Source organism: Vibrio viridaestus, assembly GCF_003856525.1.
In the GTDB taxonomy this organism is placed as follows: Bacteria; Pseudomonadota; Gammaproteobacteria; order Enterobacterales; family Vibrionaceae; genus Vibrio; species Vibrio viridaestus.
On the sequence record NZ_RJVQ01000001.1, the window covers coordinates 134,153 to 156,745 of the forward strand.

Consider the following 22,593-nt stretch of genomic DNA (forward strand, 5'->3'; position numbering starts at 1 on the left):
CTAAACGATCAGTCAAGAATTTTTTGGTGATTTTTATGGCAAGAACAGTTTCTTTTGACAGAAATGAAAAGCTTGAGCAAGCGATGAACTTATTTTGGGAAAAAGGGTATGCGAACACCTCTATTGCTGATCTTGTATCCAGCTTAGGGATTAACCGGTTTAGTTTGTACAATACTTTTCGAGATAAAAAGCACCTCTACGCTGAAGCCTTGGATCATTATTTCAGTAAAATTTCATTACCAAATCTTTCTTTGCTCGATAATGAAAACGGAGGGCTGAATGAATTAGAAAAATTTCTTCTACTTTTCGCCGAGCGGCAACGTTTGAACTGTCATGGCTGTCTTATTCAGAATGCGATCATTGAACATGCAGGCCATGATGTCCATGTTTTAGATAAAGGCGAACAACTTTTTAATGCCATCTACAGCAGGTTAGAACATCTTGTAAAAAATGGCCAACGTGCGGGCGAGATCACTTCGGCTGTGTCCTCTGATGCTCTAACCCGATTAATTTTGGTTCAAATGCAAGGAATGAGAGTAATGAGCAAAGCAAAACGCTATCAAGACATTGAAAGTTCAGTAACCAGTATTCTAACCATTATAAAAGCGCTGTAGCTAAGCTAATGCGATTAATGTTTGCGTATAGGAATCTTTCGGATGAGTAAATACGCTTTCCGTTTCCCCTTGCTCAACAATCTCACCATTTCTCATCACTATCGTATAGTGGCATAGTGATCGAACGACATTGAGATCATGGCTAATAAACAAGTACGTTAGATTTCTTTTCTTTTGTAGTGACTTTAAAAGCGTAAGGACTTGCGCCTGTATCGTTCTATCCAGAGATGACGTCGGCTCATCAAGTAATATCACTTCTGGCTCCAATATCAAGGCTCTCGCTATCGCAATTCGTTGCCGTTGGCCGCCAGAAAATTCATTCGGATATCTAAACCGCCAATCAGGCTCTAACCCAACCTCTCGCATCGCTAAGCAAATTTTTTCGTCAATCTGCACTTCGTTTAATTCGGAGTGCACTTTTAAACCTTCTCCAATGACCTGAGCAACAGACATTCTTGGGTTTAATGCTGAAAAAGGGTCCTGAAATACAACCTGAATTTTGTTTCGATATGGCAATAACGCTTTTCTATCTAATCCTTGAATATCCTTCCTTTCAAATAGAATACGCCCCTCAGAACTGATCAAACGTAAGATTGCCATAGCTGTAGTAGATTTACCCGATCCACTTTCACCAACGATTCCGATACTATGTCCACGCTGAATATAGAAACTAATATCAGTCACCGCTTTAACATAATCAATTGTCTTTCTAAAAAAACCACCTCTAATCGGAAACCAAACTTTCAGCTTATCTACCTCTATGATTGGCTTAGCAGACGAGTCGACTTCAATCGGATTGCCTTTCGGATCAGAATCTATCAATAGCTTTGTATAAGGGTGTTGAGGATCACTAAATAACTTTTCTGTCTCGTTCTGTTCAATAAGTTTTCCCTGCTTCATTACCGCTACTTTATCGGCGATTTGCTTTACAATACTTAGGTCGTGCGTAATAAACAGCATCGCCATACCTAATTCTTGTTGAAGTTGCTTTAAGAGTTCGAGAATCTGAGCTTGTACTGACACATCGAGTGCCGTTGTTGGCTCGTCCGCAATCAGTAATTCAGGCTCATTGATCAGTGCCATCGCTATCATGACCCGTTGTCTTTCACCACCGGACAGCTCATGAGGATAAGCGTTAATCTTAGCCTCAGGGTTCCTGATCCCCACTTTTTTCATCCATTCTATGGATAACTGTTCAGCCTTCTTAGTTCTCATGCCCCTATGAATAGCGAGAGTTTCCGTAAGTTGTCTACCAATACGATGAAGTGGATTCAGTGATACCATTGGCTCCTGAAAGATCATGCCAATTTTTCCGCCCCGGATCCCTCTTAGGACTCTCTCAGAACAGCTCAAAGTATCAACACCATTAAAGTCTATTGTGCCATTTAAATATTGAGAGGAGCCTTTCGGTAATAAACGCAATATGGCATTTGCGGTCACTGACTTGCCTGAACCACTTTCCCCAACGAGAGCTAGCGTTTCACCACGGTGAATAGTGAAACTTACCCCTTCAGTTACCTTCTCGGTATTTCCTTGACGCACAAAACCTACTGATAGATCGGCCACTCTAATTACTTGATTGGTCATTAGGCTTTCCTATGTTGATGAGGGTCAAAAGCATCTCTTACTGCTTCACCAACAAAAACAAGCAAGGTAAGCATGAGCGATAGAACTACGAATGCTGAAATACCCAACCAAGGTGCTTGTAAGTTTGATTTGCCCTGAGCTAATAACTCGCCTAATGAAGGAGAACCAACAGGCAAACCAAAACCAAGAAAATCCAGCGAAGTGAGGGTTGTTACTGAACCTGATAAAATAAAAGGCATCATCGTCAGTGAGGCTACCATAGCGTTAGGTAACATATGTCGAAGCATAATTCTGGCATCAGAGACACCTAAAGCATGAGCCGCTCTCACATAATCAAAGTTACGCGCACGCAGAAATTCAGCTCTAACGACGCCGACAAGACTCATCCAACTAAATAACACCATTATTGCCAGTAGCCACCAGAAATTTGGTTGAACAAAGCTTGATAAAATAATAAGCAGAAAAAGTGTTGGCATCCCAGACCAAACTTCAATAAATCTTTGCCCCAATAAATCAATCCAACCACCATAATATCCTTGTGTAGCACCGACAAAAACACCGACAATAGATGAGACGATAGTTAGAATAAAGCCAAATAACACCGAAATTCGAAACCCGTAAATAATCCGAGATAGAACATCCCGCCCCTTATCATCCGTTCCCAACCAATTCACAGAATCAGGTTCAGACGGTACGGCTCCACCAGGAATATTCATATTAATGGTGTCGTAATGAAATCGAATTAGCGGCCAAATCATAAATCCATGTTCGCTGATAAGGTTTTCAACAAAAGGATCTGTATAGTCCGCTTCAGTGAGAAACTCTCCGCCAAATTGTGTTTCAGGGTAAGACGAAAATATCGGGAAATACCACGCATTATCGTAGGAAACGAGTAAAGGTTTGTCATTTGCGATAAATTCTGCAAACAAACTGACGACGAAGATCAGGAGGAAAATCCACAGCGACCAAAAACCTCGGCGATTCGATTTAAACCGACTCCATCTTTCTAAATGAATAGGGTTGACAGCCATAATTATCTCGCTTCAAAATCGATGCGTGGATCGACCCATGTATAGGTCAAATCCGAAATAATACTTAAAATTAAACCAAGTAGAGTCATAATATATAACGTACTAAAAACCACTGGATAATCGCGCTGTATTGTTGACTCAAAGCCCAGCAACCCAATTCCATTCAACGAAAACATGACTTCTATTAGCATCGAACCGGTAAAGAAAATACTGATAAACGCACTCGGAAACCCTGCAATAATAATCAACATCGCATTACGAAACACATGCTTGTACAGAATGCGCCCTTCATCTAATCCTTTCGCTCTGGCCGTAACAACATACTGTTTATTAATTTCATCAAGAAATGAGTTTTTAGTCAGCATGCTCAATGTCGCAAAGCCACTAATCACCATGGCTAAAATTGGTAACGTTAAATGCCAAAAATAATCGCCTATTTGCTGATACCAAGTTAGTTGTGAGAAATTATCCGAGACAAGACCCCGTAGAGGAAACCAGCTGAAGTAATTACCACTCGCGAACAATATAATAAGAATAATCGCAAATAAAAAACCTGGGATGGCATACCCAACGATAACCATAGCGCTCGACCAAATATCAAAACGCGAACCGTGATGAATGGCTTTTGATATACCAAGAGGAATGGATACAAGATAAATAATCAATGTACTCCACAGACCCAGAGATATTGATACCGGGAGTCTTTCTTTAATCAAATCTATAACGTTTCCACCCTTAAAGAGACTTTCGCCAAAATTAAAAGTGATATAGTTTTTAAGCATGTCCCAATAGCGTTCAGAAATTGGTTTATCAAAGCCGAACTGCTTTTTAATTGCGGCCACGACTTCAGGATCAAGCCCTCTTGACCCTTTATAATCTGATTTTGCCGCATTGACCGACGCTGAATTAACTTCGGTCCCACCTCCAGAGAAACGATCCATCACACCGCTAGTGTGTCCTTCAATCTGCGCTATTGCTTGCTCAACGGGTCCGCCCGGAGCAATCTGAATAACAAAAAAATTGATGGTAATAATGGCCCAAAGTGTGGGGATAACTAAAAGTAGTCGTCGGAATATATATGCTGTCATCATCTATCCCTTCTTACTGTCTTTTTATAGGGAGTTTCATCGCTTTATCCTTAGAAATCCACCATGTATCTAGTCCTAAATCGTACTTAGGCATAGTATCCGGACGTTCAAATTTATCCCACATAGCCACGCGATATTCACTAATATACCACTGTGGAATCATGTAAAATCCCCATTGCAACACTCTATCAAGTGCTCTGCCCAGAGGAATGAGTTTATCTGGATGCTCCTGATTCTTAACAATCTGTTCAGTTAGAAAATCAACGACGGGATCGGTTACTCCAGCTGTGTTATAAGTGGAATCAAGATAATGGGAATTCCACACAATCATAAGATCCGGACTAGGATAAGCATTGGCTGCGAACTGTGAAGATACCATATCAAAATCGCGGTCTCTTAGGCGTTTAATATATTGAGTCGTATCGACCATACGAATATTCATTGTAATACCAAGTCGCTTCAAATTACTTTGTAGTGGTATGGCTATTCGCTCTGTAACCGGGCTGTATGCCAATAGCTCAAACACAAATGGCTTATTGGTGGATACATTGGTCATGACCTGATTTCGAACTTCCCATCCAGCTTCTTTGAGTAGGGCAAAGGCTTTTCTTAGTTGAGGTCGAATAAAGCCACTACCATCAGTGACTGGCGGTTCGTAGTCACTTGTAAAGACTCTCGACGGAAGTTGTTCGGAAAACGGTTTTAGTATATTTAGTTCAGCCTGCGATGGAATATCTTTAGCTTCAAATTCAGTGTTTTGAAAATAGCTCCGAGTTCGTGAATATTGATCATAAAACAAGGTCTTATTCATCCACTGGAAATCTAAGGCATAGGTCAGCGCTTCGCGAACTTTTGGATTAGAAAAAATAGTGGTTTTAGTGTTAAAAACAAACCCTTGTGCCGGGGCCGGATTCATATGAGGGATAACTTCTTTGACGATATAACCTTTGTCGAAATTGATCCCTTTATATGAATTTACCCATAGCTTTGCTGAGGTCTCCTGCCTTAAATCAAACTCCCCAGCTTTAAAAGCCTCTAGCATCACGGTGTCATCTCGATAATAATCGTATTGGATCTGCACAAAATTATGACGCCCTACGTTAACGGGCAGATCTTTCGCCCAATAATGTCTATCGAGTTCATAGGTAATACTTTGCCCCATTTTATATGTTTGGACCTTATAAGGACCACTTCCCACAGGCGGAGTCATCAAAGGCTCATTTAGAGCTTTGTCATACCAAAAATGTTTGGGTAATACTTTCGTGTTTTCAGCCAGACTGAATAATTTATCTCGACTTGGCACCGACATTTCTATACGCACTGTTTTATTATTAAGTGCTTTAAATGACTTAACATCTTTGTAGTAAACACGATACTGCGGAACGCCTTCAGTCATAAATTTGTGAAAGCTAAATGCGACGTCTTCCGCAGTTATCGGTACACCGTCTTGAAACCTAGCATTCGGATTAACATCGAGTTCGAGCCAAGAATAGTCATCTGAATAACGGACTTTTTGAGCGATTAGTGGGTAATATGTATCTATTTCATCACTTGGTGAATACATCAGTGAGTCGTAAAGATTACCAGAGGCGATTGCAGCTACTCCCCTGGAAGCATATCGATTGAAATTATCAAATGTTCCCACCTGCCCATACGTTACCTTTCCATACTTAGGTGCTTGCGGATTGACGTAGTCGAAATGTGAAAAATCTGATGGGTATTTAGGCTCACCAAAGCCAACAAGTCTATCGGTCTCAATCACTTTGGCTGAAGTCGAAAAACTAAGGCACGCCCAGAGCACAAAAAATATAGTAGGCATCTTGCCTTTCATAATAAACCTTTCATTCGAAACAAAGTTTAAGCCAAGACTGCTCTTGGCTTTAATAACCCATGATTTCATCAGCAACCAAGCGTAAGAGAAACGTTTCTCGCTCAATGCTCAATCCTTTTTGATGACTTTGTAACAGGATCGTTTCGTTATGTTCTATGGCTTGATGTACATTAACCCATACAGGTCGAGAGCCATTCTCTACCTCATAATGTTCTAAACGTGTTTCACCTAACTCAGCATCGACTGTACAAATATAGCAAAAAGAAATCATGTGCATAACTTGAGCATCACTCTTATACCATGGACGAAACTCTTCATAGATACCAAAATTTTCAATATTTCGAATATTCTTGGCGCCAGTTTCTTCCTCCAGCTCACGTATCATCCCTGCGATCGGATCTTCGCCTTCCTCAAGCCCTCCACCTGGTAAAGTATAGTCGTCATATTTTTCTGTATAAATCAGTAATATGTTCTCGCCGCTTGTCGCAATCGCTCTGGATGCTCGACGAGTAATTGACTGAAACTGAGAAAGCGTATGGAGATCAGGGTGAATTGCTGTCCTTAGGTGTCTCATAAATCGTATTCATTTTTCCGTTTAAGACATTGATAATACCACAATATTCTAGTGATGAATGTGCACTATTACTCCGATTGAATGCTCCATCAGGTTCAATGTAACTTTTTTCATTATCCAACCTACTAATACTGTTAATTATCATTTTCCTTGCAAATAGCAATCGAACAGTGTTTTATTGCTATTGATTTTGTGATATAAATCACACCTAATTTTTATTGATTGTTTTATTTTTAGTATCCAATTTTCTTGCAAAGAGGTTCAATATGGGAAATCGGCATTCCATCACTTCAGACAATACTGAAGTCAACGACATAAGCAACCAAGCTAAATCCGTTATTATAAAAAACCTCTCCTATGCTGGTGTTATGCTTTTTATATGTTTGGCGACGATTGCTTGCATTCACCTCGACGTTGACCTATTTGGTCCGGTGATCAACGAAACATCAATCACAGAATGTGTTCAACAAATTCTACTAGGCATTAGTTCTATCGCTTTTTATCGAGTTTCGATTGAGAATCCAAGAGTCAAACAAGCAGCCCTATTAATTAGCGGATTTTTTATGGTGATGTTCATAAGAGAGCTTGATTTTCTATTTGATTATCTCCACCACGGCTCATGGGTTTATCCAGCATTATTTGTCGCTGCTGCGGCCATTTATAATGCGTGTAAAGAGGGAGCTGATGCGATTAAGCAGATGGCCATCATACTGAACTATCCTGATATGAAAATTCTGATCGTGGGGGTTATGTTTCTGCTTGTTTTCTCGCGTTTATATGGCATGGGGAGCTTTTGGCAAGAACTTATGGGACAGGATTATCAAAGAGCGGTCAAAAATGTGGCAGAAGAGAGTGTCGAATTATTATGTTATTTTCTAATAACTGTATCCGCTGTATTGACCCAATTTGGTCTAAAAAAAGCATTGCAAAGTAAACAAATGTAAATGAGAGTATTTCGCACTATCTTTGATGTATAGTTATTCTAAACTAAAAGAAATAAGAAGAAAGTTATGGCAAAACCAAAACGCATCCCCTATATCGCAATTGTGACATCAATCAACGACATTTCTCCATCAATCAGAAGGCTAACGCTACGCTCTTCTAATACTGAGCAGTTTACAGATTCCTCTGTAGGCGGATATTTTAAGTTTCTATTTACTAAAGAAGGAAGCTCGGATATCTCTTCACTATCCGAAAATGAAACTCCCTTGATGCGCACCTATACCATACGTGAGCTCAACAGTGATACGGGTGAGATTACGGTTGATATTGTCAGACACATTACCGACGATATGAGTTGTGGATTTGCATCCCGTTGGGCTGAGTCTGTTGTCCTTGGAGATACGATTTCTTTGGTCGGTCCGGGTAAAAGTGATTATCCTAAGTTTAATCGAGATGCTGCTATATTTGTCGCTGACATGACGTCACTTCCAGCTCTCGCTGTTACTCTCAAAGGCTTATCTCCCGATACGAAAGGTCATATCTTTATTGAGGTAGCACACCAAGACGATATTCAGGAACTAAAAAGGCCTGAGAATGTGGAACTTCATTGGATCCTGTCGGATACAGGGAATTTAGCCGACAGTGTGGTCAATGCAAAATGGCCCGAGGGCAAGGTAGATGTATGGTGTGCCTGTGAATTTGATACAATGAAAGCGCTGCGAAAGTATTTCAGAAATGAACGCGGTGTCGAAAAAGACAATATCTATATTAGTAGTTATTGGAAAAATGGGGTTTCAGAAGATGGGCATAAAGTTCTCAAACGTGCCGACTTAGAAAACGAGTAAAAGCGATTAGAGCCCGAATATGGGCTCAATATAGTTCAATGGCATCATGTCGCCAGCTCGTTATTTCTACAAACTCTACTTTATCATCTTGCCTAAAAGTTCTTTTAACCAGCAGACCAGGCGTGCCCTCAGTTGCTCGTAATTTGAGAGCCGCGTCTCCTTCCAATCCTTTTACAGTCACAGAAAAGGTTTTATCCAGTAAGGCAAGAATTGGCTGAAAAGCGTTAAGCACACACCCACTCTCTTCTACTGCTTGTGGTAGTTTTGGAGTAAGCGCTTCTTTCATCCAATAACGTGATAGTGCCACAGGGCGAGCGTCTATCTCATGAAGTACCTGTACGATATGAACTTTACTAAAAGGCGGTAGATCCATTAGCGCATTAATTTCTTTGGTAGCCATAATCGTTTGTATGGACAAAACAGAATTGGCATAGAATCGATTTTCAGGAACAAAGGAAGCTATCTCTACAATGTCATTCATCGGAATACGTATTCTGGGAAAAGCAATAAACCAGCCACGTCGGTCTTCTCTGTATATCAAACCATTCGTTTCAAGAATTGAGAGAGCTTCTCTTAACGTCACTCGAGTAGTAGAAAACGACTCCGCTAGTTGCCTTTCAGATGGTAGCTTTTGCCCTGGAACCAATAACCCCTGCTCTATCTGCTCGACAATACTCTCTTTTATTTGAATATACTGCATCGAATTTCCGATTAACGACTCGAATAATAGCTTTAGACTTTAACGTAACATGACTAAAACACAAAGCATCTAGCTGTTAATAACATTAATCAGTTGGCTCATTTCGCTAATTTCGAAGTCCGGTTGTATGCCTTCAGATAAACTGTCGTTAGTACGGTTTAACCAACATGTTTTAAAGCCATACTTTAAGCCGCCCAAAATATCTGAATGGAGATTATCTCCGATCATCATCACTTTTTGTTTGTCAGGCATACCCATTAGTTGATGGGTATGAAAAAAGATATCATTATGGGGCTTCGCAACACCGACTTTTTCAGAGACCACCAGATGATCAAACATATGAAAAATACCCACTTTCTTTAGTCGAACTTCCTGCAAATCAACAAAGCCATTAGTAATGATCGCGAGGCGGTAATGTCCATGAAGGGACTGCAATAGAGATTCCACACCAGGAAGTAAAGCACATATGTCAGCCATATTTTCAAGAAACTGGCTGTTAAGTTGCTTGGTTGTAACACCAAGGTGAGAAGCCCATGATTCGAACCGAGTATGCTTTAACTCATCAGCGGTAATTTCATTGTTCTGATACGCTTTCCACAATGGAAGATTACACGACTGATATTGTTCAAAATCAGCCCTATTAAAATCGACATCGTAACCAGAAAACATGCGCTTCAAACCATTAAAAGCATCAAAATGGAAAAGGGTTTCATCGGCATCAAATACTAACCAGTCTAACTGCATACATCGTCTCCTTTTAAAACATGAACATTGTATAGTGTTTTCTAATAATTGATAATTAGGGACCAAGTAAACCCTTTGTTTCCCTATAGGATACAATTGATGAATAACAACCGTTTTGCATCCATCCCTGTTTTTATAGCCGTTGTGGAACACGGAAATATTTCAACTGCCGCAAGTCACCTTGGCATTACAAAATCTGCGGTTAGTAAACGAATATCTCAACTTGAACACGAATTGGGAGTACGTCTATTTCATCGAAGCACTAGGCAAATTAATTTAACAGAGGCAGGGCAACGTTACTTTTTTCACATCAATAAAGCTTACCAATTTACTTTGGATGGCGTCGATGCGGTGACAGAATTACAGGCGAAGCCAAAAGGGAAACTTTCCATAACCACCCCAATGTCCTTCGGTGTACGTCATATTTCGCCGTTTTTAACCGAATTTTTAACCCGCAATCCAGAGGTTGAACTCGACATTCAATACGAAGATAAGATGATCAACCTAATAGAAAGTGGCTATGACCTAGCAATTCGTATTGGAGAGTTGCCCTCTTCAAACCTAATTGCTAGGAAACTCACACTATGTAAAAGCGTTTTATGTGCCTCTCCTCAATATTTGCAAGAGCATAACGAACCAGTTGTTCCGAGTGATCTAAAAGAGCATAACTGCCTAGTCTACTCTTACTTTCAGGGGGGGACTGAATGGAAGTTTAATCGCCAGGGTCAAATATACTCTGTCCCTCCTAAAGGAAATTTAAGACTAAATAATAGTGAGGGAATTCGTCAGGCAACAATAGAGGGGCTTGGAATATCTCAGTTACCGACTTTTATCGTTGGGCCAGATATTCGCTCTGGGAAGCTGATACCATTGATGAATCAATATCAACTACCTGAACATGCTGTTTACGCAGTGTATCCCCACCGTCACTACGTTCCGACACATGTCCGAGCCTTTATTGAATTTGTCCAACAGCGATTTGACCCAATTCTGCCCTACTGGGACCGAGGTGAGCAGCACTCTGATTAGTGCTAAACGAACTGTAATCTTTGTACTATTGTTAGTGCACGCCCTCTAGTCGCTATTCGCTTATCAGATTTAAACCTTCTCGCATATCCACCAGCTAACACTAACGCTGTACATAAACTAGGGCTCTTTCTTTTTTCTACAAGATCCATTTAAATTACCAGTGGTTTTAACTTCACCTGGGCTATTGAGCCGCAATAACCGACATCTCAACTAGCAGAACATCGCGAGCCATTCTTGCTTCAACACATGCACGCGCTGGCTTTTCATTATTCTCAATCCAAGCATCCCAAACTGCATTCATTGCAGCGAAATCTTTCATATCACGAAGATAAATCGTAACAGACAATATTTTATCTCTATTTGAGCCAGCCTTTTCTAACAAGGCATCGATTTTATCTAAACAGCGTTGGGTTTGCTCGGTAATATCCCACTCCGCATCACCTGCAGTTTGACCACATAAATAAATCGTACCGTTGTGCTTCACAATACGGCTCATGCGTTCAGTCGACTCAATTCTTTCAATTGTCATGATTTTTCCTTTGGGCTGAATTTATTGGAATAGTTTGGAAAGCTAATCACATCCTTGAATTCGCGGTAGCTGGTTCCAAGTTGCAAAATAGTACCATAGCTTGCCCATATTTTGTCTTTTAGTAAGTTGAGCTAATTTCTCTTTTGCATTCAATAAGATTATGCATTCTTCAAACATGTTTATTAGTTCGCTTTCGCAAATATGAATCATCTTTGTTATGTAAAATTTTATCCGTCAATTTTTTGTTTAACCCCCTAATATTTCATTACATTTGGAGAGTTCATTCATGTCTATGTATCAGACTTTTTCAGTATCAGAACAGCAGGGCGTCGCCTGGGTCACTTTCGATAATCCTCCCGTTAATATTTTGAGTTTACAACTCCTCGATGATTTGGATTCACTCGCCGCATATTTAGAACAAACCTCGACAATTAAAGTCGTTGTATTTCAATCAGCACACCCAGAAATATTTATCGCTCATGCCGATACAACCTTCCTAAAAGAGATGTCCACAGAGGCTGTCTCTAGAGAGGACGTTGAACTACTACCCCTGCAACGAATTATTCAAAGAATCTCCGAATTACCACAAGCCACAATCGCTAAAATTGAAGGATTTGCTCGCGGTGGTGGACATGAATTTATGCTAGCGTGTGATATGCGTTTTGCTGCCAGAGGTAAAGCGAAGTTCATGCAAATGGAAGTCGCTATGGGACTTTTACCTTGTGGAGGCGGGGCATCTCGAATGGCACGCCAAGCAGGCTTGGGGCGAGCACTAGAGGTTATTTTAGGTGCACAAGACTTCGATGCGAACGAAGCTGAAAGAATTGGCACCATCAATAGAGCACTTGATGCCAATGAAATCGGAGCATTTGTCGAAAACTTAGCAAACCGAATCGCTCACTTCCCATTAGCTTCTATTAAAGCCTGTAAAAGAGCCGTATACGCATCTATAGATAAACCGATCGAAGAAGCGCTCCGTGAAGAAGCGTATTGGTTATATCAATCAATGAGTCAAACTTTAGCTCTTAAGCTCTTCCAAGAAGCGCATGAAAATGAAGCTCAATTTGATATGGATAACCAACGTAACTGGCACAATTTAATCATGGGAATGCAAGCCGAAAAATAACACTAACGCTAACCAGGGATCATTTTTAAGCTGGTTAGCTTGGTAAAACTCACCTAATATGCTCTTCATTCCCCTCTAAATTCGCTAGTCATAAATGAATAGATCTAAGAATAAAAACCTGCGCATTCTTCTCAAACTCGGCGCTTTTGTTGCCCCCTATCGTTGGCAAGTCATTGCAGCTTTGTTGGCATTGATTACGAATGAAAAACAACTCAACTCTAGGAGAAGATAATGAAGAAAATAGCGGTTATCCTAGCCGGAAACGGGGTTTACGACGGTAGTGAAATTCATGAAGCCGTACTAACCCTATTGGCTATTGAACAAAATGATGCGCAATGGGAATGCTTTGCCCCCGATATTGAACAATTACACGTTATTAACCACAAAACCGGAGAAATATCCGACGAGACGAGGAACGTATTGGTCGAATCTGCTCGAATAGCTCGAGGTAATATTTCTGATTTGGCTGATCTAGAAGTATCTAATTTTGACGCTTTAATCGTACCCGGAGGCTTTGGGGTTGCAAAAAACCTGACGGATTTTGCAGTTAATGGTGCCGAGTGCAGTATCAATACATTTGTCGCCTCAGCTTGCAGGAGTTTTGCTGAGTCAGGAAAACCTGCTGGGTATCTCTGTATCGCTCCGACTATCATTCCGATGATCTACGCTAAAGGCGTAAAGGCGACGATAGGATACGATCCAGATACTGCTGCAGCGTTTAACTCAATGGGAGGAGAACATGTAGAATGCAATGTTGAAGATATTGTCTACGATGAGAACTACAATGTTTACTCTACTCCTGCCTATATGGAAGCAAAATCAATAAGCGAAGCAGCTACTGGAATTAATAAACTGGTCAAAGCTCTCATTAAATCGATTAAGTAATAATCACTTTATCGGTGTAGATAGTACGCCAAAATGATAATTGCCAGCTCTTTGCATTGTTTGAGTTGGCGTTTCCCCAAATAGCACTTTGTAATGCTCATTAAATGTGCTGATATGATAGAACCCGTATTCCATTGCCAAATCTGAAATAACGATCAGTTCGTTACTTTCAATTAAGATCCTACGAATCTCATTGAGTCTACAGTCTCTCAGGTACTGAATAGGCGAAACCCCTAATTCGTGCTCGAAGCTATATTGCAAGGTTCTTCGACTCACAAAAGCAATTTCACATAACTCGGATACGGTTAATGGATAACGTCCGGTACGTTCGACGTGAGCACGAATGCGATCGATAACTCTGCGTTTCTCCGGTCGGTTGACATTGATTTCTTTCATACCAGTTTCAGTCTGAACTAAAAGATCAGCAATTCTGGAAGCAACTATCGGTTGAATCCGCTCGATTCTTTGGTTCTTCTCTTCCTCAGTCAAACCTTCAATAATCGGACTGCGTTCATTGAGCATTAAAGAAATTGTCTTCGCCAACTCATAGGCGACAAAGTTATTTGGTCGAGTCACAAGCAGTTTATCCGACTCCTTTAACCAGAGATCTTTATCCAAACCTTGAAGTTGTTCAGCAATCGCTTGTTTGTTTAGGACTAAGCCAAAAATATGGAACTGTTGCGGTGTAAGAAGCTCGAATTCGACGCCAGACGGACGAACCATCAGCTGTCCTTCACCAATTTCATTTCCGTTAATTCTGGGTCTTTGTGGTTGGAGGGAAAAACCCAACCAGACACTATCTTCATTAACACAGCATTGTTGTAAAAGTGTTTGGCTAGTGAATTCTTCAAAAAGGTGCATTCCTCCCAGCTTCAGCTCATCGAGATAACCCGTAAATGCGCCCTGACTATGCTGATTATACTGTTGTTCCCAACGGACTAAACTCTCAGCCTGCTGGTTGACGTCATACGCGACCAACTTGCACCTCACTGGTGCATTTGAATTTCCTTCATGATGCAATTGCGAAAAATTCATAAATAACGCAGCTCCCCATTTTTGCGCAAACCCAATTAAAACGAACATTAAAACATTGATAAATATAAAATTTATCGATTTGCACAATTCCGTTAGACCGTTGGAACAGTAATCGCTTCTTACAAGTTTAGTTCACTAAGCAAACTTTAAGCCTACACAATTAAGAGGTGTTTATGGCATCCAGTTATCAATATCAACTTGGCACGCAAGTATACCACTTTAAAAATCTTGCGGAAGTAATGGCGAAAGCGTCTCCTCTTCGCTCTGGAGATCAGCTTGCTGGAGTAGCAGCTCAGTCTGCCGAAGAACGTGTTGTTGCCCAAATGATATTGGCAGAAACGCCACTTAAAACCTTTTTAAACGAAGTCTTGATCCCGTATGAGAAAGATGAAATTACTCGTTTGATCATCGACACTCATGACAAATTGGCATTCAGCGAAATAAGCCATTTAACTGTTGGTGACTTTCGTAACTGGCTACTCCAAGAATCGACTACATCAGTTGAGCTTGCTCGTGTTCGGCCCGGTATCACACCGGAAATGGTAGCAGCAGTAAGTAAAATAATGCGTAACCAAGATTTGATTCTGGTTGCTAAGAAATGCCATGTAGTTACCAAGTTTCGTAACACAATCGGTTTACCTGGACACCTTTCAACGCGCTTGCAACCGAATCATCCAACTGATGATATCAATGGTATCGCGGCATCAATGTTCGATGGACTAATGTACGGTAATGGAGATGCTGTCATCGGTATCAACCCGGCGACAGACAGCGTTTCGCAAGCAACAAAATTAATGAAATTAATGGATGAGGTGATTCAACACTACCAGATTCCTACTCAATCATGCGTGTTGACTCACGTAACAAACACAATTGAATGCATAGAAAAAGGAGCACCTGTCGACCTAGTTTTTCAATCGATCGGTGGCACAGAAGCAACAAATACTGGATTTGGTGTCAATCTCAATATTCTTCAAGAGGGTTACGACGCGGCCTTGTCTCTGAAAAGAGGGACCGTGGGTAACAATGTCATGTACTTTGAAACCGGACAAGGAAGTGCTCTGTCTGCAAATGGACATCATGGTATTGACCAACAAACATGCGAAACGCGTGCTTACGCAGTTGCCCGACATTTTAATCCTCTACTCGTTAATACTGTAGTGGGCTTTATCGGCCCAGAATATCTGTTCGATGGTAAGCAAATCGTGCGTGCTGGTTTAGAGGATCACTTCTGCGGCAAACTTCTTGGCCTGCCGATGGGATGTGATATTTGCTACACAAACCATGCCTATGCTGATCAAAATGATATGGATAACCTGCTAACGCTCCTCGGTGTTGCAGGTTGTACGTTCATCATGGGGATCCCTGGTTCAGATGACATCATGTTGAACTACCAAACAACGTCATTTCATGATGCATTGTATGCTCGTCAAGTCTTGGGCAGCCGTCCAGCACCTGAATTCGACCAGTGGCTAAAAGACATGAAAATCTCGCCAGAAGATACACATTCTCAGTTGACAGACAAGTTACCTGAATCATTCGCACTACCACTTAAACAGATTCAGGAGGCGTCATGAGCGCATCTAACGTCACACCAATAAAAAAACAGCTTGTTCATGAAGATCCATGGGCAAAGTTACGCCAATTCACAGATGCAAGAATTGGTATTGGTCGTGTAGGAACAAGTATTCCTACATCTGAGCTTTTGAAATTTCAGCTTTCCCATGCACAGGCAATCGATGCCGTGCATGTTCCTCTGGATTTCGAAAATCTAAGCGAACAATTCGCAAGCTCGACGCTGCTTCAACCATTATTACCGATAGTAAGACTGCATAGTGAGGCTCGAGATCGGATGGAGTATCTACAACGCCCAGATTTGGGGCGCAAGTTAGACGAAGCATCAATTTATAAAGTTCAACAAATGCGTGACGATACGCAACCACAATACGATGTCGTGTTCGTGATAGCCGATGGACTTTCATCATACGCTATCTCAAATCACGCTAAACCGTTCATTGAGTTAATGGTGAAAACCCTTAATGAGGATCCAAAACGAGATTGGAATATTGCCCCAATCTTTGTCGTGGAACAGGGCCGAGTAGCCGTCGGTGACGACGTCTGTGAAACCCTAAATGCAAAAGAGGTCATCCTATTAGTTGGAGAAAGACCCGGACTTAGTTCCCCGGATAGCATGGGTTTGTATATCACTTGGAAAGCAGTTAGAGGTATTGAAGAGTCATTACGTAACTGTATTTCTAATGTGAGACCACAAGGGCTCAAATATCCAAATGCTGTTCACAAGTGTTTCTACTTGCTAGCAGAATCGCATCGCCTGGAACTCACTGGGGTTGGTCTTAAAGACCGTTCAGATGACATCCAGCTGGAAAATACATCTTCACAAACATTTTGTTTAACCACATCTAAATGAAATATGGATATTAATAGAGGAAAGTAGTATGGAAAATGAAAACAAACCAGGCCTGAAAAGGACCCTTGGAAAATTTCATTTATGGGGTATCGCCGTTGGTTTGGTAATATCCGGTGAATATTTTGGTTGGAGCTATGGTTGGGCGCAGGCCGGTACTCTTGGCTTCCTTATTACCACTGCAATAATCGCAACTATGTACACTGCTTTTATCTTCAGTTTCACTGAACTATCAACATCAATTCCCCACGCAGGTGGACCATTTGCCTATGCTTATCGTGCATTTGGGCCTACGGGTGGATACATCGCTGGTTTCGCAACCTTGGTTGAATTCGTTTTTGCTCCACCAGCAATTGCAATGGCAATCGGTGCGTATCTAAATGTGCAATTCCCTACATTGGATCCTAAGCTAGTTGCAGTCGTTGCGTACATTGTGTTTATGGGTCTAAATCTTGTCGGCGTTAGTGTTGCTGCTACTTTCGAACTTTTCGTAACCATTTTAGCAATCGTCGAACTACTGGTATTTATGGGTGTTGTCTCTCCAGGCTTCTCTATGGAGAACTTTGCCGCTAATGGTTGGGCTGGTAGTGATGAATTTTCTGGAGCTGCTATTTCAGGTATCTTTGCCGCTATTCCATTCGCGATTTGGTTCTTCCTTGCTATCGAAGGCGCATCAATGGCCGCAGAAGAGGCAAAAGATCCAAAACGTACAATTCCTGTTGCATTCATTGCTGGTATTCTAACGCTTGTTGTTCTAGCTGTTGGTGTTATGTTCTTTGCTGGCGGTGCGGGCGATTGGCGTACACTTGCAAATATCAACGATCCACTACCTCAAGCCATGAAAATGATTGTTGGTAACTCTAGTGGTTGGTTACATATGTTAGTTTGGTTAGGCCTATTTGGTTTGATCGCGTCTTTCCACGGTATTATCATGGGCTATTCTCGTCAGATTTTTGCCCTAGCTCGTGCAGGCTTCCTACCAAAATCACTTGCAGCAGTTAACTCTCGTTACCAGACTCCACACTGGGCTATCTTGGCTGGCGGTGTTGTTGGTATTGCGGCAATCTTCTCTGACAACTTGATTGTTATTGGTGGTCAACCTCTAACAGCAAACATAGTAACTATGGCTGTATTTGGCGCAATCGTGATGTACATTGTTTCGATGCTGTCATTATTCAAACTTCGTCGTTCTGAGCCAAATCTTGAGCGTCCATTTATGGCTCCAATGTACCCATTTGCTCCAGCTGTAGCATTAGCTCTTGCTGTACTAGCTTTGGTTGCAATGGTTTACTATAACTTCCTAATTGCTGTTATCTTCGCAGTACTATTCGTTCTGGGTTTCATTTACTTCAAAGCAACTCACAACGAAAAGGAAGTACAGGAAGGTAATGAAATGCTTCAAGCGCAAACTAATAACTAGTTTCACTTTGTTATAAAAACTAAAAAGGACATCTTTTGATGTCCTTTTTCTATTTCTATATCGCAGAAAAGCTATTTCAGCCCGGACAGAAATTCAGAACGAGTCGATGGATTCGATTTAAAGATACCACCCAATGCTGTCGTTGTTGTTTCGCTCGTTGCATCCATAACACCACGAGATTTGACGCAGTAGTGCGTAGCATCAATCGTTACCGCAACATCATCAGACTCAAGCAACGTTTGCAATGCCACGAGTATTTGCTGTGTCATGCGCTCCTGAACTTGCGGACGCTGAGCAAAAAAGCGAACAATTCTGTTTATTTTAGATAGGCCAATGATTTTACCGCGTGGAATATACGCAACAGCGGCTTTGCCATCGATAGTCACTAAATGGTGTTCACAAGTACTTGTAACAGTAATGTCTTTCACACGTACCATTTCGCTGACATTCATTTTGTTTTCGATAACCGTAATCTTAGGAAAATTACGATAATCCAATCCAGAGAAAACTTCGTCAACATACATTTTAGCTATGCGATGAGGCGTTTCTTCTAAGCTATCATCGGTCAAGTCCAGCCCGAGTAAATTTAGGATCTCACGCATGTGGTGTTCGATCTTTTCTTTCTTCTCTTGTTGACTGATGTCGTTTGGTTTCATTGGAGTTTCCAAACCACGACTTTCGAGAGCATTTTTAACTAATACTGCTGACTCGCTTAAACCTGACATGACTCACTTTACCTCTTGGAATTAACATGCATCCTGAACGGATGGTCGACAAGGATACTCGCAAATTAGAATAATTACATCCACATTTTTAAATGGGAATTAATTCGTTCTTTAGCCCAAGTAATGAAAATTAGACTGTTAACTTACCGTGTCTTAGTTGAATAGCGATAAGATAGTGCTCTAATATAGTTAAAACATAAAAATTAGAGAGTGACCTCATGCTACCTATAAAAGAAGTTGACTGGTTATATCAACACCTTACCGAACCAAATATCGTAATTTTGGATTGTAGTATTGATTTTCAAATTCCGGCCGAGAAAGAGAAAGACAAAGAACACACCATCCCTGGAGCGATTCGTTTTGACTACGATAAAGATATCTGTGATCAAACCTCCGCACTACCACATATGTTCCCTAAACAAAGCTATTTTAATGAACGTGTCCAAGCTTTGGGGATTAATAATGACGATACAATTATCGTCTATGACAACAGTGGTACTTACGCGTCACCTAGAGCCTGGTGGATGTTTAAAACGATGGGGTGTGACAATGTCTATGTGCTCAATGGTGGACTGTCTGCATGGAAGTGTTCTGGATATCCATTAGATACTGTCTATCAATCTAAAGAAAATCTGGGGAATTTTTCGGGTGTTATGATTCCCAACTCTTTTGTAAACGCAGATTACGTTGAAGAGAAAATTACTTTGTCAAATAGTACAACTGTTGATGCTAGAGCGTTAGACCGTTTTTTGGGTAAGCTACCTGAGCCTCGAGAAGGTGTTCGTCGAGGTCACATTCCAGCTGCTGTCTGCCTTCCGTTTGCAGACGTTATTGATGATGGGAAACTAAAACAAATGGATCAACTGGAGTCTATTTTTAATCAAGTAATTCCAGACAAAACCAGCGAAGTTATTTTCAGCTGCGGATCAGGTGTAACTGCATGTATCCTTGCATTAGCGGCTAGCTGTGTCGGTTACGAAGATATCAAAGTTTATGACGGTTCCTGGGCCGAATGGGGAAAAGATACAAGTCGTCCCATTGAATAATTATGAGTCTTAATGACGAGTGTTTATCTTTTTTAAACGCTCGTCATTGTCCCTTGACGGTAAGTCATTTGTTCATCTAGGTTTAAAATCGTCAAGGCATTACTTACGCTAGTCGCTAATACGTCTACCGCTCCAGTTCTCAATGAGCCCAGTAACGCTAACGGTTTACTGTTTTCCGATGCAATAGCAATCACCTCAGAGATGGGCTTAAATTCTTCGATACCCAGACCAATGATGCGATCACTCATTACTGTGTTTGCTATTCGTCCTTGGATATCAAAAAAATCGTATCCGGCAAAATCACCGACAACTCCGTTTTGGAGCCTAGACTGAACAACTTCTTGTGGAGTGAACCAACCTAAATCGACCATATAGCTGTTTTCACTCATATCACCGATACCCACTAAAGCAACGTCAGCTTTTCTTGCAAGATCTAACGTTTGCTTCACTGTTTCATTTTGCATGAAGGCTAACTTCTGCTCACGGTTAACCGCGTATGCAGGGGCATACAATGTCTCAGAGGTCCCGCCATATTTTTTTGCAAACTGCCTACAGATATGGTCAGCATTAAACTGTCCGCCTCGAGGGTGAATGCCCCCGATACTACACACAAACTTAACGTCACGCTGAGTAATAACGCCATTGTGATGCGCAACAGAGGAAACATTACGCCCTTGGCCTATTGCCACAACCATACCGTTCTTAAGTGAGTTAGATAGATAGTTGGCCACCAGACTGGCAACTTGCTGTCTCTGAAGTTCCTCATTAGGCTGATCTAGCGCGATCAGTGCTCGCTTGATGTTGAAGCGCTCCATCAACCGTTGCTCAACCTTAGCACTAAAGACAGGATGGTATTTGACCGTAATTTCAACAACGCCCTCATCTCTAGCCTGCTTTAACAAACGCCCAACTTTCGCACGGGAAATCGCAAATTTTTTTGATATTTCTTCCTGAGTCGCTCCATCCTGGTAATAAGCAACAGAAATTTCCGTCAACAGGTTGGTATCTTCAATTGAGATATCTTGGCTGATTGTATTCATATCGGGACCATCTTAATTACATAAACGTAAAGTAGCTTATCAAGAACTAATGCTCATTGACTTAACATATGTATTTTTCATTTACGGTAGCACCATTTGCTCAACAAGGATACAAATGTTCAATAACAATTTAAACGTTGCTTTCGACTATTAAAGCGTAAAACTCACCCAAAATACGACTGTTTAGTGAAATTTTTGTGATATAGACAGTCTCTATTGTAGTTATAGAGAGTTCCGATTGACATTTTTTTTGAATGAGTTAATTATCTAGGCATCAAATACTCACAATGTGAACATATGCTCATTTTCATGAGTTTGCATCTGTTAGAGTATGCATCAATTGTTCAGAAATTAGGCAAACGAATACTGAGCGATATATTAGACTTAGAACAAATGCCCAACGAAATAGGATGATCGAATATGAGTACTAAATTAGCGCAACTACGTAAATTAACGACAGTAGTTGCAGATACAGGCGAAATCGACGCAATCAAAAAATACCAACCGGAAGATGCAACGACAAACCCATCATTGATCCTCAAAGCAGCACAGATTCCAGAGTATGCTAAATTCATTGATGAAGCGGTTGCATGGGCAAAATCTCAAAGTGACGACAAAGCACAACAACTAGAAGATACTGGCGACATGCTGGCGGTCACTATCGGTAAAGAAATTCTAAAGAGCATTCCAGGACGCATTTCAACTGAAGTTGATGCTCGCCTCTCTTTTGACACAGAAAAAACCATCGAAAAAGCACACAAGCTGATCAAGATGTACAACGATGCGGGCATTACCAATGATCGTATCCTTATTAAGATAGCATCAACTTGGGAAGGTATCCGTGCTGCAGAAGTATTAGAGAAAGAAGGCATCAACTGTAACCTAACTCTGTTGTTCTCATTCGCTCAGGCTCGTGCATGTGCTGAAGCTGGCGCATTCCTTATCTCTCCTTTCGTGGGTCGTATTATGGACTGGTACAAAGCCAAAGAAGGTAAAGAATTCGAGCCATCAGAAGATCCAGGTGTTCATTCAGTAACACGTATCTACAACTACTATAAAGAGCACGGTTATAAAACAATCGTGATGGGTGCAAGCTTCCGTAACATCGGTGAAATTATCGAGCTTGCAGGTTGTGACCGCCTAACTATCAGCCCTCAGCTACTGCAACAGTTAGAAGATGCAGATGGTGTACTCGAAGCCAAACTGACACCAACAACGGATATTAAATCTGCTCCTACCCTGATGACACATTCTGAGTTTTTGTGGGAACACAACTCTGATGCGATGGCAGTAGAAAAATTAGCTGAAGGTATCCGAAACTTCGCTGCGGACCAAGGCAAATTAGAAGAAATGATTAAAGCAAAACTATAACAAGAA

General features: G+C 41.1%; 22 protein-coding genes. 11 read left to right on the plus strand and 11 right to left on the minus strand.

Annotated elements, in window-relative coordinates; genetic code table 11:
* Positions 1-35 precede the first annotated feature (35 nt).
* Entirely contained in the window at positions 36-614 is a 579-nt protein-coding gene (locus EES38_RS00640) for a TetR/AcrR family transcriptional regulator (RefSeq protein WP_124935240.1), read from the plus strand.
* Here the strand turns inward: EES38_RS00640 and EES38_RS00645 are convergent, their stop codons facing one another.
* The 5 genes from EES38_RS00645 to EES38_RS00665 form a co-directional block, all read right to left on the minus strand.
* Positions 615-2,201: an ABC transporter ATP-binding protein gene (locus EES38_RS00645; protein ID WP_124935241.1), complete on the minus strand. Its 1,587-nt coding sequence runs from the start codon at positions 2,199-2,201 to the stop codon at positions 615-617. It lies immediately after the preceding gene.
* Complete coding sequence (locus EES38_RS00650; RefSeq protein ID WP_124935242.1) at positions 2,201-3,232, minus strand: ABC transporter permease; 1,032 nt, start codon at positions 3,230-3,232, stop codon at positions 2,201-2,203. The genes EES38_RS00645 and EES38_RS00650 overlap by 1 nt, the downstream gene beginning before the upstream one ends.
* Before the next feature lie 2 nt (positions 3,233-3,234).
* A complete protein-coding gene (locus EES38_RS00655) occupies positions 3,235-4,320 on the minus strand; it encodes a microcin C ABC transporter permease YejB (RefSeq protein ID WP_124935822.1) in 1,086 nt (361 codons plus the stop codon).
* Positions 4,321-4,333: 13 nt separating this feature from the next.
* Positions 4,334-6,139: an extracellular solute-binding protein gene (locus tag EES38_RS00660; RefSeq protein WP_243694143.1), complete on the minus strand. Its 1,806-nt coding sequence runs from the start codon at positions 6,137-6,139 to the stop codon at positions 4,334-4,336.
* A gap of 61 nt (positions 6,140-6,200) precedes the next feature.
* A complete protein-coding gene (locus EES38_RS00665) occupies positions 6,201-6,725 on the minus strand; it encodes an NUDIX hydrolase (protein ID WP_124935243.1) in 525 nt (174 codons plus the stop codon).
* 266 nt (positions 6,726-6,991) lie between these two features.
* Here EES38_RS00665 and EES38_RS00670 point away from each other — a divergent pair, with 266 nt between their 5' ends.
* Together EES38_RS00670 and EES38_RS00675 are read left to right on the plus strand one after the other, a co-directional pair.
* The gene (locus EES38_RS00670) at positions 6,992-7,669 is read left to right on the plus strand and encodes a hypothetical protein (RefSeq protein WP_124935244.1); all 678 of its coding nucleotides are present in this window, start codon (positions 6,992-6,994) and stop codon (positions 7,667-7,669) included.
* A 66-nt stretch (positions 7,670-7,735) separates the two neighbouring features.
* Positions 7,736-8,512 carry a siderophore-interacting protein gene (locus EES38_RS00675; RefSeq protein ID WP_124935245.1) on the plus strand — a complete coding sequence of 259 codons (777 nt, stop codon included), beginning with the start codon at positions 7,736-7,738 and terminating at the stop codon, positions 8,510-8,512.
* A gap of 25 nt (positions 8,513-8,537) precedes the next feature.
* On the opposite strand, the gene EES38_RS00680 is transcribed toward EES38_RS00675, so the two are convergent.
* Both EES38_RS00680 and yjjG read right to left on the minus strand, forming a co-directional pair.
* Positions 8,538-9,212, minus strand: coding sequence for a GntR family transcriptional regulator (locus tag EES38_RS00680; protein ID WP_124935246.1), 675 nt, complete (start codon positions 9,210-9,212; stop codon positions 8,538-8,540).
* A gap of 69 nt (positions 9,213-9,281) precedes the next feature.
* Positions 9,282-9,956 (minus strand): pyrimidine 5'-nucleotidase, encoded by a 675-nt coding sequence (gene yjjG / locus EES38_RS00685; RefSeq protein WP_124935247.1) that lies wholly within the window; start codon positions 9,954-9,956, stop codon positions 9,282-9,284.
* A 99-nt stretch (positions 9,957-10,055) separates the two neighbouring features.
* On the opposite strand from yjjG, the gene EES38_RS00690 reads away from it, so the two are divergent.
* A complete protein-coding gene (locus EES38_RS00690; protein WP_124935248.1) occupies positions 10,056-10,985 on the plus strand; it encodes a LysR family transcriptional regulator in 930 nt (309 codons plus the stop codon).
* A gap of 181 nt (positions 10,986-11,166) precedes the next feature.
* On the opposite strand, the gene EES38_RS00695 is transcribed toward EES38_RS00690, so the two are convergent.
* Positions 11,167-11,514 (minus strand): RidA family protein, encoded by a 348-nt coding sequence (locus EES38_RS00695; RefSeq protein ID WP_124935249.1) that lies wholly within the window; start codon positions 11,512-11,514, stop codon positions 11,167-11,169.
* A gap of 286 nt (positions 11,515-11,800) precedes the next feature.
* Here EES38_RS00695 and EES38_RS00700 point away from each other — a divergent pair, with 286 nt between their 5' ends.
* Positions 11,801-12,640: an enoyl-CoA hydratase/isomerase family protein gene (locus EES38_RS00700; RefSeq protein ID WP_124935250.1), complete on the plus strand. Its 840-nt coding sequence runs from the start codon at positions 11,801-11,803 to the stop codon at positions 12,638-12,640.
* 231 nt (positions 12,641-12,871) lie between these two features.
* Positions 12,872-13,525, plus strand: coding sequence for an isoprenoid biosynthesis glyoxalase ElbB (elbB, locus tag EES38_RS00705; protein WP_124935251.1), 654 nt, complete (start codon positions 12,872-12,874; stop codon positions 13,523-13,525).
* Between the two features lie 3 nt (positions 13,526-13,528).
* Here the strand turns inward: elbB and EES38_RS00710 are convergent, their stop codons facing one another.
* A complete protein-coding gene (locus EES38_RS00710) occupies positions 13,529-14,560 on the minus strand; it encodes a helix-turn-helix domain-containing protein (protein WP_166434181.1) in 1,032 nt (343 codons plus the stop codon).
* Positions 14,561-14,733: 173 nt separating this feature from the next.
* On the opposite strand from EES38_RS00710, the gene EES38_RS00715 reads away from it, so the two are divergent.
* Genes EES38_RS00715 through eat form a run of 3 tightly spaced genes read left to right on the plus strand, consistent with a single transcriptional unit; the run spans position 14,734 to position 18,405 of the window.
* Entirely contained in the window at positions 14,734-16,137 is a 1,404-nt protein-coding gene (locus tag EES38_RS00715) for an ethanolamine ammonia-lyase subunit EutB (protein ID WP_124935253.1), read from the plus strand.
* A complete protein-coding gene (gene eutC / locus EES38_RS00720) occupies positions 16,134-16,988 on the plus strand; it encodes an ethanolamine ammonia-lyase subunit EutC (protein WP_124935254.1) in 855 nt (284 codons plus the stop codon). The genes EES38_RS00715 and eutC overlap by 4 nt, the downstream gene beginning before the upstream one ends.
* A 28-nt stretch (positions 16,989-17,016) precedes the next feature.
* Positions 17,017-18,405, plus strand: a complete 1,389-nt coding sequence (gene eat, locus EES38_RS00725; protein ID WP_124935255.1) for an ethanolamine permease — start codon at positions 17,017-17,019, stop codon at positions 18,403-18,405.
* 71 nt (positions 18,406-18,476) lie between these two features.
* Here eat and folE read toward each other — a convergent pair whose 3' ends face one another.
* On the minus strand, positions 18,477-19,130 hold the full coding sequence (folE, locus tag EES38_RS00730; protein WP_124935256.1) for a GTP cyclohydrolase I FolE: 654 nt from the start codon (positions 19,128-19,130) through the stop codon (positions 18,477-18,479).
* Between the two features lie 218 nt (positions 19,131-19,348).
* Here folE and EES38_RS00735 point away from each other — a divergent pair, with 218 nt between their 5' ends.
* Positions 19,349-20,176: a sulfurtransferase gene (locus EES38_RS00735; RefSeq protein ID WP_124935257.1), complete on the plus strand. Its 828-nt coding sequence runs from the start codon at positions 19,349-19,351 to the stop codon at positions 20,174-20,176.
* A 32-nt stretch (positions 20,177-20,208) separates the two neighbouring features.
* Here EES38_RS00735 and EES38_RS00740 read toward each other — a convergent pair whose 3' ends face one another.
* A complete protein-coding gene (locus EES38_RS00740) occupies positions 20,209-21,216 on the minus strand; it encodes a sugar-binding transcriptional regulator (protein ID WP_124935258.1) in 1,008 nt (335 codons plus the stop codon).
* Positions 21,217-21,636: 420 nt separating this feature from the next.
* Between EES38_RS00740 and tal the strand changes: the two genes are divergently transcribed.
* A complete protein-coding gene (gene tal, locus EES38_RS00745) occupies positions 21,637-22,587 on the plus strand; it encodes a transaldolase (RefSeq protein WP_124935259.1) in 951 nt (316 codons plus the stop codon).
* The last annotated feature ends 6 nt before the right edge of the window (positions 22,588-22,593 follow it).

What these genes read in the sequence shown, in the direction of transcription:
- elbB (WP_124935251.1), top strand. Translation starts at nt 12,872, where the DNA reads ATGAAGAAAATAGCGGTTATCCTAGCCGGAAACGGGGTTTACGACGGT.
- yjjG (WP_124935247.1), bottom strand. Translation starts at nt 9,956, where the DNA reads ATGCAGTTAGACTGGTTAGTATTTGATGCCGATGAAACCCTTTTCCAT.
- EES38_RS00675 (WP_124935245.1), top strand. Translation starts at nt 7,736, where the DNA reads ATGGCAAAACCAAAACGCATCCCCTATATCGCAATTGTGACATCAATC.
- EES38_RS00670 (WP_124935244.1), top strand. Translation starts at nt 6,992, where the DNA reads ATGGGAAATCGGCATTCCATCACTTCAGACAATACTGAAGTCAACGAC.
- EES38_RS00710 (WP_166434181.1), bottom strand. Translation starts at nt 14,560, where the DNA reads ATGAATTTTTCGCAATTGCATCATGAAGGAAATTCAAATGCACCAGTG.
- EES38_RS00735 (WP_124935257.1), top strand. Translation starts at nt 19,349, where the DNA reads ATGCTACCTATAAAAGAAGTTGACTGGTTATATCAACACCTTACCGAA.
- EES38_RS00680 (WP_124935246.1), bottom strand. Translation starts at nt 9,212, where the DNA reads ATGCAGTATATTCAAATAAAAGAGAGTATTGTCGAGCAGATAGAGCAG.
- eat (WP_124935255.1), top strand. Translation starts at nt 17,017, where the DNA reads ATGGAAAATGAAAACAAACCAGGCCTGAAAAGGACCCTTGGAAAATTT.
- eutC (WP_124935254.1), top strand. Translation starts at nt 16,134, where the DNA reads ATGAGCGCATCTAACGTCACACCAATAAAAAAACAGCTTGTTCATGAA.
- EES38_RS00660 (WP_243694143.1), bottom strand. Translation starts at nt 6,139, where the DNA reads ATGCCTACTATATTTTTTGTGCTCTGGGCGTGCCTTAGTTTTTCGACT.
- tal (WP_124935259.1), top strand. Translation starts at nt 21,637, where the DNA reads ATGAGTACTAAATTAGCGCAACTACGTAAATTAACGACAGTAGTTGCA.
- EES38_RS00640 (WP_124935240.1), top strand. Translation starts at nt 36, where the DNA reads ATGGCAAGAACAGTTTCTTTTGACAGAAATGAAAAGCTTGAGCAAGCG.
- EES38_RS00645 (WP_124935241.1), bottom strand. Translation starts at nt 2,201, where the DNA reads ATGACCAATCAAGTAATTAGAGTGGCCGATCTATCAGTAGGTTTTGTG.
- EES38_RS00700 (WP_124935250.1), top strand. Translation starts at nt 11,801, where the DNA reads ATGTCTATGTATCAGACTTTTTCAGTATCAGAACAGCAGGGCGTCGCC.
- EES38_RS00740 (WP_124935258.1), bottom strand. Translation starts at nt 21,216, where the DNA reads ATGAATACAATCAGCCAAGATATCTCAATTGAAGATACCAACCTGTTG.
- EES38_RS00690 (WP_124935248.1), top strand. Translation starts at nt 10,056, where the DNA reads ATGAATAACAACCGTTTTGCATCCATCCCTGTTTTTATAGCCGTTGTG.
- EES38_RS00650 (WP_124935242.1), bottom strand. Translation starts at nt 3,232, where the DNA reads ATGGCTGTCAACCCTATTCATTTAGAAAGATGGAGTCGGTTTAAATCG.
- EES38_RS00695 (WP_124935249.1), bottom strand. Translation starts at nt 11,514, where the DNA reads ATGACAATTGAAAGAATTGAGTCGACTGAACGCATGAGCCGTATTGTG.
- folE (WP_124935256.1), bottom strand. Translation starts at nt 19,130, where the DNA reads ATGTCAGGTTTAAGCGAGTCAGCAGTATTAGTTAAAAATGCTCTCGAA.
- EES38_RS00655 (WP_124935822.1), bottom strand. Translation starts at nt 4,320, where the DNA reads ATGACAGCATATATATTCCGACGACTACTTTTAGTTATCCCCACACTT.
- EES38_RS00715 (WP_124935253.1), top strand. Translation starts at nt 14,734, where the DNA reads ATGGCATCCAGTTATCAATATCAACTTGGCACGCAAGTATACCACTTT.
- EES38_RS00665 (WP_124935243.1), bottom strand. Translation starts at nt 6,725, where the DNA reads ATGAGACACCTAAGGACAGCAATTCACCCTGATCTCCATACGCTTTCT.